Origin of the sequence: Phormidium tenue FACHB-1050, assembly GCF_014696925.1 — a bacterium.
In the GTDB taxonomy this organism is placed as follows: Bacteria; Cyanobacteriota; Cyanobacteriia; order Pseudanabaenales; family Pseudanabaenaceae; genus Pseudanabaena.
Map to the genome: position 1 here is coordinate 38,990 of NZ_JACJQY010000017.1, position 12,291 is coordinate 51,280.

The following is a 12,291-nucleotide window of genomic DNA, read 5'->3' on the forward strand; positions in this document are numbered from 1 at the left end:
TCGTTGATATATTCTGGGTAGAAGACATTGTTTGAGCGATCGCATTGTAGATTCACTGACAGGCGATTGGTATGAGCGATAATCAATTAAAATCGCATTAGGTTTAGTAAATTATGGAACCTGATTAAAAATTTATCTCTTTCATAAAAATGCAAATAACATAAATCATCATGACTCTTAAAGAACTAATCTACGCCGAAATCAACAAAATCGAAGAAGATAACCTTGATGAGCTATACCAATTTGTCAAGCAATTTGCAAATACCAAATCCGCAGCCAAACCCAAAACAGGCATCTTAAACAAACTCAAACGCATTAAAATTCAAGCCCCAGTTGACTTTGCCACTAACGTTGACCTGTACATGAGTGGAGAAAAGAACCTTGACAATATTCATTGATACTTCATTCATCATTGCCCTCATCAACGAACGCGATCAATATCACACCCAAGCCCTAGATTTAAGCGATCTCTACATTGAGCAACCTGTAGCCATCACCGATGCAGTCCTTCTCGAAATCGCCAACTCCCTAGCCCGTAGATATAAAAATGAAGCAATAGAAGTAATCGAACAATTTCTTGATTCAGAAGATGTAGAAGTTATCCGCCTCACCCCTGAAATATTTGACCGTGCCTTTGAGCTATACAAAACCCGCCCAGATAAAGAATGGGGTTTAGTAGATTGCGTCTCATTTATCATCATGCAAGATCGTCATATTCAAGAAGTTCTCACCTTCGATCAACATTTTGCCCAAGCAGGATTCCGAATCCTTTGAAGCGATCGCATTGTAGCTGTGCTGATAGGCGAATTGCTGGGCGCAAAAAAAATGGGGATGTAAGCAGCCATAATGCTGTATACAAAGGGGCTTAATGCTCGCTATACATGGTTATACCAAAATAGAAAATGCATACGTTGTTTTCTGTTGGGCAAACCCCTGCTGGGTTTGTTTTTTAATTTACGAAAGTGTTCTCCCACCTTTGTAAATTGGTATTAATGTTTACTAAAGTTGACATATGTCCATGCAAACACTTTTTGAGAGTGTCGATCGTTTCCCAGACTCCAAGATAGGTGCAAAGCTAGATGCAGATGTAAATACCTATCTGAAATTCGTGATCGATCCCCAAACAATTGGCTTACTTGAGAGTGAATTCACCCAAGAAGTTTTAACGATTAAAGCTTCTCACATTATCCCTGTGCCAAATAAACCGTCTTGTATCTTAGGGATATTAAGCCGTCGTCGCCGTGTGTATTGGGCGATCGATTTAGCGATGTTATTGGGATTGCAACCGCTCGATCAAAATATTAGACTTTATGAAGTAATTCTGATATCTGCACAGGAACTATCTCTCGCCTTAGTTGTGCCTAAAATCTGGGGTGTTGTAGATATTCATAGCAATCACCTTGAGCAAAATATTAATTCTGTCCCTGCAACACTTAGACCATATTTTAAAGGTTACATTAATGAAAAAGAAGAAATTTCTTATCTATTGAAAGCCGAAAGTATTATGAGATCAACAATTCTACATTCTTAAATGGTTTGTGGAAAATTAGCCCTTCGGGCTAATTTTCCACAAACCCAGAAATGATTTGGAGTGTTTGAGAAATCTCTTAATTTAGCGTAAATTTCTGCTCTTCCCCCCCTTAATCCCCCCTTGCAAAGGGGGAAACTCAGATTCTCCCGCTTTGCAAGGGGGAGTTAGAGGGGGTCAAAGCTTCTCAAACACGCTCTGATATATTGATATTCAGTCAATCCCATGGAATCTTGCCGTAACGTATTACTTGAATTTGTCTATAGAGAAGCCAATACCCAAATTCAGGGTTTAGGTAGTGGGATTAGGCATAAATTTAATATTGACGAGGTAATTGCCTTCGCCTTAAATCGGTTACCGCCGATGTTTGCCTCTACAGATGTTGGTTTGCAGATAAAGAGACAGGAATGTATGGCTCTGCAAGCTGATATTACTAAGGTAACTCGTCAAGCATTGTTAGGAGTGCGTCGCGATCCGTTACGAGAGCCTCAACCACTGGAAGATGTGGAGTTGGCTAATGCTCCCTATGCTTTGTTAGAAGCTCAAGATAGCCTCGGTTGGAAGAATCTTATGTGGTGCGATTTGCCCAAGGCTTTAGAAGAAAATCTAGAAAGTGCGATCGCTAGATATAATTCTGGCAACCTATCGCCGCGTGTCAGTAAATATGGAGCTTTGGGAAGAAGAACAGTTAACACTCAAATGTATCTAGGGAAGTCTACGCCAAAATATAGTGTTGCCCATGAATCTAAGCAAAAAGAATATGAAATTTATCTCCTCGAATCCAGATATCTTATTCATTCTCTGGAGCGATTGATCATTAGAATGGCGCAAAACCGAGCGCAAAGTTTTCCCCAATCTGATCTGCGGTTTATTCGTCTCGAAGATGTGTTGAGCAAAACATTAAATCAGCTACCACCACTGTATGCCACATCCGCAAAGGGGCTTGCTCATTTGCGGCATTACGCTCAAATGAATATTGGTTCAGAAGTGGCGATTATGGTGCATGAGGCGATGTTAGAAGTTCGCAATGCGAGTTATCAAAGAATTGATCCTTTGATGTTCTCTAAAATTCGTTATGAAAGAGAGCAGTCTCTGGCTAAAGTTAGTAAATTACTGCTTAATCAGCAAGTAAAGTGGCAAAATCTCAGTAAAGCCATCTCAAAATCGCTAGAGCTTGCAAAATCTGGAAGAGTTTGTTGGGAGCGATCGCCTCATGGTGCGCTTAAACAATAAAGGTGGTGCTTTGCACCACCTTTATTGTGTTGAATATTAATTTCCAAAAGTGTAGCCACACTTTTGGAAATTAAAACCCAAACCCATTTAGGGCTTATGCCAAAGCATATTGTTTAGGCATCGTAGACAATTTCAACTACTTCTAGTTCTTGTTTTGTGCCAACAAAGGGATTGTCCTCAGTTAGAAACAACATACAGTGACATTCTTTGCGCTCGCGCATCGGTACACAAGGACAGTTCCAGTAGGTGTCTTTGACTTCAGCTTCCTTGTCTTCATAATAGCGACAGGGACAGAGGGGAGAGCCTAACTCTTCCTTATGCTTAGCTAAGCCTTCAATAACGGCGTTAGTAACGCTAGGATCAACACAAAAAAATGTGCCTGTATTTTTTGCGTATTTTTCGGAAAACTTTCGCATTGCCTCAAAACTTTTAGAGGAAGCTTTATTTTTCCCACGATCGGACTCTGACTCTGGGTTAAGGGACATAAGCTAACAAGATTGCCAAGAAACTATTAGTTACTACCTATAGCATGAAACCGCTACACAGCCTGAACTAAAACCCAAGAGAGAGTTACGGCGCAAAGCGCCGTAACTCTCTCTTGATTAGCTATAGCCATAATTCATTTTGTTGCTTTTCGGCACAATAAACAAGAATTTTTGCTAAGGTATAAGCAGAAAAATTAAAGCCTTTCAGTAATGCCGTATAGGTGAGTGTATGGCGAGAAGAGTTAACTCTTGTGTATGTATTGGTATGACGATCGCAGCAACATTCTTCAGTGCGATCGCCTATACTCCTGCGGTGCGATCAGATGATTCAGCTAATGCTAATGAAAAGTTAGGCACAGTAAGAACTTTGCCCAGTCTCCAAACGAGAGCGCGTCCACCTTTACAGCCTGATACTTTACATGTAGGCATGTTAGAGACGCAGTTTCTTAAATATGCTCAGGATAATAATTGGGCGGCAATCGCGACGATTCATCGGGATGACTATACCGTTCACAAGTTGCAACCAGGAGGCGAGGGCTTATATGCCTTGCCTGATCGCAAACTCGTTTATGTCAGAGGCTTTACGGCAAATATTTATTTTGAGCGCGATCGCTTGGTGGGGATTAGATTAACTCCCGATAATCGCGATCGCCCTCTGACGACATCAGAGTTGTTAAATTTAGTTAGGGCTTGGTTTCCTGATGATGTATTGAGTGTCATCTATCAAGTCGCGCCATCCGATCCGCGCAAGAGTATAGTCGAAACGCTAATTGGTACAATACCAAGAGCTTTTGAACAGGATCTGGGGAAAGTCAGCTTGCCTTTTTGTCGAGCGATCGTTTTTCCCTCACCTGTTCCTGTAAATACCCTATCGACCTGTAACCTGAATATATAGAAATCTCTCTATATATAACAGACAAGGGACTTAAGCCCCTTGTTGCTAAATTTATTGATAAATCACTTTCCATGCAAAAACGAGTTCTATCTGGTGTACAACCGACTGGCAATCTGCACATCGGCAATTATTTGGGGGCAATTCGCAACTGGGTAGAGACTCAGGCTGATTACGAAAATTTCTTTTGTGTTGTCGATCTGCACGCGATTACGGTTCCCCATGATCCGAAAACTTTAGCTAGTAATACTCGCGACATTGCCGCACTGTATATTGCCTGTGGCATTGATCCCAGCATTTCTACAATTTTTGTGCAGTCCCATGTTTCGGCACATGCCGAACTCACATGGCTACTCAACTGCATCACGCCGCTTAACTGGTTAGAGCGAATGATCCAATTTAAAGAAAAAGCAATCAAGCAAGGCGAAAATGTGGGTGTGGGTCTGCTGGACTATCCCGTACTGATGGCAGCAGATATTCTGCTGTATCAAGCGGATCTAGTTCCTGTTGGTGAAGATCAGAAGCAGCATTTAGAACTGACACGAGATATTGCGGGAAGATTTAACGATCAGTTTGCGCCAGTTTTGAAAGTGCCGAATCCCTTAATTCGTAAAGAAGGGGCGCGGGTGATGAGCCTCACCGATGGCACAAAAAAAATGTCGAAGTCCGATCCTTCAGAAATGAGTCGGATTCATTTGCTCGATAAGCCTGATGAAATTACCAAGAAAATCAAGAAATGTAAGACTGATGCGGTACGCGAGTTAGCTTTTGATGATAGCGATCGCCCTGAAGCAAATAATTTACTCGGACTCTACGCGATTTTTGCCAATAAAACTAAGGAACAGGTTCAAGCTGAGGCGGCAACATGGCGCGGTTGGGGTGATTTTAAAACTGTGTTGACTGATGCAGCGATCGCGCATCTTGAGCCGATTCAAACTAAGTATGATGAAGTGGTCAAAGAGTCAGGCTATCTTGATCGCGTATTAAAAGAAGGTCGTGAAAAAGCTGCCGAAACTGCTTTTAAAACCCTAAATGCAGTCAAAGATGCAATGGGTTATTTGCCGCCGTTTTAAGTTTGCCAAACCACATTCAAAATCATTTTAAATCCAGACTAAATATAGAGTTCAGAAACTATCAGAAAACTTATTTACTCACCAAAATAATGTCAAATTCTAAACGAAATATATTAGGACTATGGATACTAACAAATACTTTTGGATTTGTCTTGGGTATGATATTCGCGGTATTGAGTATAAGTGTATCTTGGGCGCTTTATTCTAGTAGTAATCCTTACTCTAATGTCTTTCGATTTGTTTCTGTACTGCCAGCTTCAAGTGTTGCATTTGCTCAGTGGCTAGTACTAAGAAGATTTTTTACTGGATTAAGATGGTGGATAGTAGCATCTGTTGGAGGCGCAATCCTCGGTTGGATAATTTTTACTACTGAGAATCGCCTTCTTATGATTTTTGCTACTCTTCCCGTTGGATGTATGCAATACCTGTGCATTCATCAGAGTTTTGAAAAGAAAATCTTGTGGGTGCTAGCTTCCACAATTGGCTTATTCTCAGTTTTCATCGCAGGTCCTGTCGGCGTGGCACTATATGTAGTGTTAACGGGAATCTGTCTAACTAAGTGGGAGCGTCAAACTATTGAAAAAAATAATGGTTAGAAAGTGTTTATTTACAAAAATGTAATAACTCATTTGAAGATGTGCTTTCTGACCACTTTGTTGCAAACAAATCTTGGAGTTGTCTATTCTAGAATTTGCAGTGAATTTCAATTTAATTAAATATAACTACAAGTACTTTTATAATGAATCAGCAATTATTAGAAATTTTACAAAAGCTAAATTTCTATATGCGAGAAATTTATGCGGAAAGATTGCATAGCTTGATTTTATTTGGTTCTCAAGCTAGAGGTGATGCTGATTTAGACTCTGATATTGATGTTTTAGTTGTGCTAAAAGATGATGTTGATTCGTGGACGGAAATCAAGCGCACAGGAGAGTTTATTGCTCAATTGTGTTTAGAAAATAGTATTCTTATCAGCAATATATTTGTCTCTGCCCAACAATTTACCGAACAAAGCACAGCCCTTTTACGAAATATAAAGCGTGAGGGCATAGCTCTATGACAACTGAGCAGCAACAGTTAATTACTAAATCTAAAAACAGCATCAAAGCTGCTCAATTATTAGCTGACGAAGGTCTATATGATTTCTCGGTATCTCGTGCTTATTACGCTATGTTTTATATCGCAGAAGCATTTTTAATTAGTGAGGGTTTATCTTTTTCTAAACATTCAGCAGTGATTGGTAAATTTGGATAATACTTTGCCAGAACAAACCGAGTTCCTCCTCCGTTTCATCGCTATTTAATTGAAGCAGAGCAATCACGAATTAGATCGGATTACGATGCTAGTTTCAACACCAGCAAACTTGAAGCAACCGAACAAATAGAAAGAGCAAATTTATTTCTGGATTTAGCAAATCAGTACTTACCTACGCTTTAGATAAGCGCGATAAACGGGCAAACCTTGCGAAATTACTGAACTTTCGCGCTCGGTGGGAATATGCTCAGGAAAAATCGAATCATCGGCAAAATTTCCAGCCCCAGCAAGATTAATGAAATTATCATTAGCATCGAAATGTTGGCGCATATCTTCAGCTACTTCCAACACATCGGATTGCAAAAATACATTGGCATTAGGTACAAGTAACTCCGCTAAAGTTGCCACTAACTCAGGTTGAACGGCGCGGCGTTTTTGTTGGCGGCGCTTAAACCAAGGATCGGGAAATTGAATCGTGACTTCATGCAAGGAGTCTTTAGTTAATAGTCCCGCTAGCGACACATTGGCATTGCAAAAAATGTAATGCAGATTCTTTAAATCTAGTTCATCACGCACTTCATTACAGCGATCGACTAGTGGCTCCCGAATTTCTAAACCCAAAAAATTCCAATCGGGCTTAAGTTGCGCCATTTGCAAAATGTAACGTCCCCGCGCCGAACCGATATCTAGACTTAACGGCTTTGACCAATCAGCATAAATTTCTGTCCAAACTGGTGGCGCGATCGCCACGCTGTATTTTTTGGCTAATGGATTAACATGTTCACGCACACGCGCCCGTCGCGAAACATTTTCATTGCTAACGTTGACAATGATTTCGGTTGGGGATGTTTTGGGTTGGGGAGTTGAGGAGTTTTGCATAGTATTTAAGAATACCGCAGATCGAAAACGTGGCGCGAAGCGCCGCATTTTCAATCATGCCAAAACAACCGACAAAAAACGACTTTTGGTTTTTGACAAACACTTTTGATCTCAGCTCTGCGATATATCTGGAATAGTGCTAAAAATCCTCCTAATTATTGATCGCTATGCCTGTCGCGGATTGGTCTCTAAAGCATTTCCCTAGTATGTCTGACCAGCATTTTCCGATTACCTATTCCACCCTTGCACCGCAAGCCTTGGTAGATCGTGTTTTATCTCGCTATGCTGTGGGTGAAATTACCAGTTGTGTATTTTGGATGCGGGGGCTGAGCGATATCTATCTAGTGGAAGCAGGCGATCGCCGCTATGTATTGCGAGTTTCCCATGCCCATTGGCGTTCTAAAGCCGAAATCGAATTTGAACTAGAATTATTAGCGTTTCTGCACAAAAATTATATTCCTGTAGCCTATCCTCTCACCACCAATGATGGACAACTAGCGATCGAAATTCCCGCCCTTGAAGGCAAACGCTATGCTTCATTATTTACCTATGCCACAGGTCAAGTTGCTGTTGGGGATCTAAATAAAGTACAGGCTCAAAGATTAGGGGAAACTTTAGCAAAGCTGCACAATACAGCCCAAAATTTTCATTGTCATGTTGATCGTCCCCATTTGACGATCGAATATTTACTAGATGACTCATTACGAGATCTGTCACCGTTTTTGCGTGGTTCAGCCAGATCCTATATGAATGATGCGATCGCCCAAATCAAAGAACAAATCCACCATTTACCTAAAGAATTTCCCATTTGGAGCGTCTGCTGGGGTGATCCGCACAGTGGTAATGTGCATTTTACGGAAACCAATGAGATTACCCTATTTGATTTCGATCAATGTGGTTATGGCTGGCGATCGTTTGACATTGCCAAGTTTCTACAAGTCACTTTGCAAGCAGGTATCAGTCCGAGTGTCCGCAAAGCTTTTTTACATGGCTATCAATCAGCCCAGCCCCTTGAGGACATTGAGTTGAAATGTATGCAACCCTTAATGCAAGTCGCGCAGATCTGGTCATGGGCAATCAGTGTCAAGTCGGCGATCGTGCATAATCACAGCAAACTCGATGACAGTTACTTCCACTATCGTCTCGAACATTTCAAGATGCTGCGATCGCCCGACTGGAAGCCTTTTTAATTCATATAGCAAAAAAAGAGTTAGATAGTACAAACCAAAACCCAATAAGTGAGGTGCGGCGCGAAGCGCCGCACCTCACTTATTGGGTTTTGTGTTGCTATAGCAATGCTCGAATTACAGCGCTTTGATTGCGCTCAAACGCAAAAGGAGGCGCAAAGCGCCTCCTTTTGCGTTTTGTGCAGGAACAGTTAACAAGGCTGACTATAATTGAGATTTAATAGTTAGTAACAAAAAATAAACTATCCTAACTTATTCTCAATAAATTATGAAATATTGGCGATTTATCACCAGCTTCATCCTAGCAACCGTCTTATTTTTAAGCCCTTTGCCAGTACAGGCTGCTAGCTCCTCTAGTGTTACTGGTTCCATACTCAATAAAGCTGAAGGTGAGGATTTCTCTGGTAAAAACTTAATTAGAGCCGAATTTACGAGTGTAACTTTAAAAAATGCGAATTTTACTAATGCGGATTTGCGCGGCGCACTTTTCAACGGCGTTTTATTAGATGGTGCGAATTTACATGGGAGTGATTTTAGCTCAGGAATAGCTTACGTCACTAGATTTAAGAATGTTGATCTGAGTGACGCAATCTTAGCTGATACCAATATGTTGCGATCGACCTTTGATGGGGTGAATGTCACAGGTACTGACTTCACCAATGCATTGATCGATGTGCAGCAATTAAAGAAACTTTGTCTTAACGCCTCTGGCACAAACTCGAAAACAGGCGTAGATACCCGCGAATCCCTAGGCTGTTAATAAAAAAAGGAGCGCAACGCGCTCCTTTTTCTTACTCTAAAGGTTCCACGGATACGCCTCGAATGATCCGTGACAGTTCCGATTTTTCATCCACCGATACTCGCGTTGGTGAACCACTCAAAATTCGCTCAAATCCTTGGAATGAATCCTTGATTTGTGCGCCTTCATCAGTAATCACATACTCACGAATACGGCTGTCATGGCGCGATCCCCGCATCTTGAATACATTGACCGCACGCGACATTTGTCCACGAATTTCAACATATTGCAACAGAATAATTGTGTCTGTAATCGTCGAAATATGTGACTCAGTAATTGAATGAGAACCCATGAACTGATCGGTTGTATTCGTAAATAAGCCCGTAATTTCTTCTTGCTTAACATAGCCCGTTAAGCCAATCACGAATTGACGGAAGGTATTGTTGCTGACACCTCTAGCTAGAGCCGAAAGAGAATCGATCGCAATTCGAGATGGCTTAAAGGACTCAATTTCAGACTTAATCACCTGTAGATGATCTTCTAGTCCCGATGACTCAGGGTAAACACAAATAATTTTTAGTAACCCAGAACTTTCCCATTTGTCGAAATCAGTTCCCCAAGATGAAGCATTGCGCGTAAGCTGTTGGCGAGACTCCTCATAGGCAAACAAGATCGCCCGTTCGCCGTTTTCGCAACCGTTTTCAATAAACTTACTTACCATCAAGGTCTTACCCGTACCCGTCGCTCCAGTGGTAAGGATGATCGAATCTTTGAAATAGCCACCGCCGCACATTTCATCAAGAGTCGTGATGCCCGACGAAACTCTAGTATTAGAAGATTTTTGGGTAAGCCGCATGGCTCCCAAGGGAAAGATATTGATCCCTTTCGTGGTCATTGTGAATGGAAATTCACCCTTCATGTGGGTTGTGCCACGCAATTTTAGAATTTCGGCAGTACGATGGCGACGTTCCCCATCAAGGACATTTCTTAAAATAATTACATTATCAGAAACAAATTCTTCTACCCCAAACCTTGCTACGGGACCATACTCTAATTCGCGCTCGGTGGTCATGACTGTAGTTACACCCAAAGACTTGAGACGCGCCACAATCCGAAAAATTTCGCGGCGAACTAAGCCTAGAGAGTCGTATTGTTGAAAAATAGCAGTCATCGAATCAATGGAGATCCGTTTTGCTTTGTATTTAATAATTGCGTATTGAATGCGTTCAATTAGGGCTGATAGATCAAAATCGCCAACTACTTCTTGACCTTCAGGATCGGGAGAAGCGTCGAGGATAAACAATCTACCTTGATCGATTAACTCTTGGAGATCCCAATTAAAACTATGAGCATTTTTGATAATGTCAGAGGGGGACTCTTCAAAGGTAACAAATACACCATGCTCGTCTAGCCCTGTAATGCCGTTATACAGAAACTGCATTGCTAATAAAGTCTTGCCAGTACCTGATGTACCACTGACAAGAGTTGAGCGCCCTTTAGGTAACCCCCCATGAGTGATATCATCCAACCCCTCAATCATGGTGCGTAACTTTTGGACACCTAGCTCTTGTCTTTTTATATCGTTACTGTCGTTATTTTTTTCAGTTGATGAGCTAGTCATTGCCAATTAATTCCTCATATAGTAAATCTAGTCCGATTAATACCTTTTCGCGATCAGACAGATCGCCAATTATTTTTCTAACTGGTGGTGGTAAAACCTTTGCTAAGGTAGGAGTAGCTAGGATTTTATCTTCTTCAGCTAGTTGTGGGTTTTTAAGCACATCAATGACCTTCAATGTATAAACTCCTTGAAACTCTTTCTCAAGGATATCGTTGAGCATCTTCAGCGCCCGCACAGAGTTTGGCGTGTTGCCTGCGACGTAGAGTTTTAGGACGTAGGTTTTACGAATCATTTCATTAATTTGGGTTGCGTCGGCTATTTATAACGTATCTCTTAAACTTCTAGAAAATAAATCTTTGCATTGGCGATGGAGCGAGGGGGACATAAACTAAAGTTTAGGCACAATATAGGCAGAGTTTCAAGATTTTAAGTAGACCAAGCGGATTTAATCTAGTGGATATTTCTGTAAAAAAGCTTGATTAGATCTTTAAGATCTTTTTAAGTTCCTGTTAGGAGCGTGGAATAGATCGACGATATAGCTCACATAGATGCGCGATCATATCAATTAGCGTAATTCGATAATCTAGTAAAATTTCATCATTTCTACCTTCTAGTCTTAATTGCTTAGCAAATTCGTCCATCAGTTCCATATGAATTTCTAGAACCTGTGATACAGAAATATCCGCAAAAAAAGAAAGATTAACGAATTCATCAATTTTTTGATTTAAATCATCACTTTTTTCGAGAAAGTACTCGAGGATAATCGACCGATAAATGTTTTTTAAGCGCTCAAGATACTCTTTTCTATCTTCAGGTGATAGGTTACGGAGAAATAATCGTGAATCGCGTTTGTAATACACCCCCAAATACCCCAATCTTTCATTAAGCTTTCTGGCTAATCGCTGTTGTTGGACACTTAAAGACTCAGAAGCCGCACTGTGCGGAATATTGACATAGACTTGATGTCTAACTTGTGGCGAAATCTTGATAAAAGTGTTGATCGCCTGATCGATAATTGTGGGCAGATCTTGAATCTGAGCAAAATTAATACTGATACTGGCTCGATAAAAGTCCTTTGATTCGCTTTGTTCATAGTGAGGGTCACTTTGTTCATAAAGATCTTCTAGGACTAATATGGTAGGTATGAAAATGTTCAACATACCAAGATGATCGATGACAGCCTCGACATCAGGGATCACATTTTCAAATATAACTAGACAATCTTGGGCATTTTGAGTTTTTGTTAATAAACTTACAAGTGCTTCTAATTCGGTAACAACCGTAATGGTGTATCGATCCTCTGGCAAATATTTTGCAAGAGTAGATTTGGTTTGGCTGACATTAGCTTCAGCCACCAAACAGCATACTTGTAGATTGGACAGAACAGGCACTGGCTATTG

General features: G+C 40.9%; 16 protein-coding genes. 11 read left to right on the forward strand and 5 right to left on the reverse strand.

Going from position 1 to position 12,291, the window contains the following annotated elements; all coding sequences use genetic code 11:
- Positions 1–170 precede the first annotated feature (170 nt).
- The 4 genes from H6G05_RS12075 to H6G05_RS12090 all read left to right on the forward strand — a co-directional run bounded on the left by H6G05_RS12075 (position 171) and on the right by H6G05_RS12090 (position 2,761).
- The gene (locus tag H6G05_RS12075; RefSeq protein WP_190578419.1) at positions 171–398 is read left to right on the forward strand and encodes a hypothetical protein; all 228 of its coding nucleotides are present in this window, start codon (positions 171–173) and stop codon (positions 396–398) included.
- On the forward strand, positions 382–774 hold the full coding sequence (locus tag H6G05_RS12080; protein ID WP_199310487.1) for a type II toxin-antitoxin system VapC family toxin: 393 nt from the start codon (positions 382–384) through the stop codon (positions 772–774). Before H6G05_RS12075 ends, H6G05_RS12080 begins: the two co-directional genes overlap by 17 nt.
- Before the next feature lie 238 nt (positions 775–1,012).
- Positions 1,013–1,531, forward strand: a complete 519-nt coding sequence (locus H6G05_RS12085) for a chemotaxis protein CheW (RefSeq protein WP_190578421.1) — start codon at positions 1,013–1,015, stop codon at positions 1,529–1,531.
- A 222-nt stretch (positions 1,532–1,753) separates the two neighbouring features.
- On the forward strand, positions 1,754–2,761 hold the full coding sequence (locus H6G05_RS12090; protein ID WP_190578422.1) for a late competence development ComFB family protein: 1,008 nt from the start codon (positions 1,754–1,756) through the stop codon (positions 2,759–2,761).
- Between the two features lie 113 nt (positions 2,762–2,874).
- On the opposite strand, the gene H6G05_RS12095 is transcribed toward H6G05_RS12090, so the two are convergent.
- Complete coding sequence (locus tag H6G05_RS12095; RefSeq protein WP_094534602.1) at positions 2,875–3,246, reverse strand: ferredoxin-thioredoxin reductase catalytic domain-containing protein; 372 nt, start codon at positions 3,244–3,246, stop codon at positions 2,875–2,877.
- Between the two features lie 229 nt (positions 3,247–3,475).
- On the opposite strand from H6G05_RS12095, the gene H6G05_RS12100 reads away from it, so the two are divergent.
- The 5 genes from H6G05_RS12100 to H6G05_RS25365 all read left to right on the forward strand — a co-directional run bounded on the left by H6G05_RS12100 (position 3,476) and on the right by H6G05_RS25365 (position 6,465).
- Positions 3,476–4,141: a hypothetical protein gene (locus H6G05_RS12100; RefSeq protein ID WP_190578423.1), complete on the forward strand. Its 666-nt coding sequence runs from the start codon at positions 3,476–3,478 to the stop codon at positions 4,139–4,141.
- A gap of 71 nt (positions 4,142–4,212) precedes the next feature.
- Positions 4,213–5,211, forward strand: a complete 999-nt coding sequence (gene trpS / locus H6G05_RS12105; RefSeq protein WP_190578424.1) for a tryptophan--tRNA ligase — start codon at positions 4,213–4,215, stop codon at positions 5,209–5,211.
- 89 nt (positions 5,212–5,300) lie between these two features.
- Complete coding sequence (locus tag H6G05_RS12110; protein ID WP_190578425.1) at positions 5,301–5,807, forward strand: hypothetical protein; 507 nt, start codon at positions 5,301–5,303, stop codon at positions 5,805–5,807.
- A gap of 143 nt (positions 5,808–5,950) precedes the next feature.
- Complete coding sequence (locus H6G05_RS12115; RefSeq protein WP_199310489.1) at positions 5,951–6,271, forward strand: nucleotidyltransferase domain-containing protein; 321 nt, start codon at positions 5,951–5,953, stop codon at positions 6,269–6,271.
- Positions 6,268–6,465, forward strand: coding sequence for a HEPN domain-containing protein (locus tag H6G05_RS25365; protein ID WP_242025455.1), 198 nt, complete (start codon positions 6,268–6,270; stop codon positions 6,463–6,465). The genes H6G05_RS12115 and H6G05_RS25365 overlap by 4 nt, the downstream gene beginning before the upstream one ends.
- Positions 6,466–6,633: 168 nt before the next feature.
- Here H6G05_RS25365 and trmB read toward each other — a convergent pair whose 3' ends face one another.
- Positions 6,634–7,344, reverse strand: coding sequence for a tRNA (guanosine(46)-N7)-methyltransferase TrmB (gene trmB / locus H6G05_RS12125; RefSeq protein ID WP_190578426.1), 711 nt, complete (start codon positions 7,342–7,344; stop codon positions 6,634–6,636).
- A 206-nt stretch (positions 7,345–7,550) separates the two neighbouring features.
- On the opposite strand from trmB, the gene H6G05_RS12130 reads away from it, so the two are divergent.
- Together H6G05_RS12130 and H6G05_RS12135 are read left to right on the forward strand one after the other, a co-directional pair.
- Positions 7,551–8,534 carry a homoserine kinase gene (locus H6G05_RS12130; RefSeq protein ID WP_190578427.1) on the forward strand — a complete coding sequence of 328 codons (984 nt, stop codon included), beginning with the start codon at positions 7,551–7,553 and terminating at the stop codon, positions 8,532–8,534.
- Between the two features lie 265 nt (positions 8,535–8,799).
- Positions 8,800–9,291 carry a pentapeptide repeat-containing protein gene (locus H6G05_RS12135; protein WP_190578428.1) on the forward strand — a complete coding sequence of 164 codons (492 nt, stop codon included), beginning with the start codon at positions 8,800–8,802 and terminating at the stop codon, positions 9,289–9,291.
- A 31-nt stretch (positions 9,292–9,322) separates the two neighbouring features.
- Here H6G05_RS12135 and kaiC read toward each other — a convergent pair whose 3' ends face one another.
- From kaiC to H6G05_RS12150, 3 genes are all read right to left on the reverse strand, one after another.
- Complete coding sequence (kaiC, locus tag H6G05_RS12140) at positions 9,323–10,891, reverse strand: circadian clock protein KaiC (protein WP_190578429.1); 1,569 nt, start codon at positions 10,889–10,891, stop codon at positions 9,323–9,325.
- A complete protein-coding gene (gene kaiB / locus H6G05_RS12145; RefSeq protein WP_009626105.1) occupies positions 10,884–11,183 on the reverse strand; it encodes a circadian clock protein KaiB in 300 nt (99 codons plus the stop codon). Before kaiB ends, kaiC begins: the two co-directional genes overlap by 8 nt.
- Before the next feature lie 217 nt (positions 11,184–11,400).
- Positions 11,401–12,282, reverse strand: coding sequence for a circadian clock protein KaiA (locus tag H6G05_RS12150; RefSeq protein WP_190578430.1), 882 nt, complete (start codon positions 12,280–12,282; stop codon positions 11,401–11,403).
- Between the last annotated feature and the right edge of the window lie 9 nt (positions 12,283–12,291).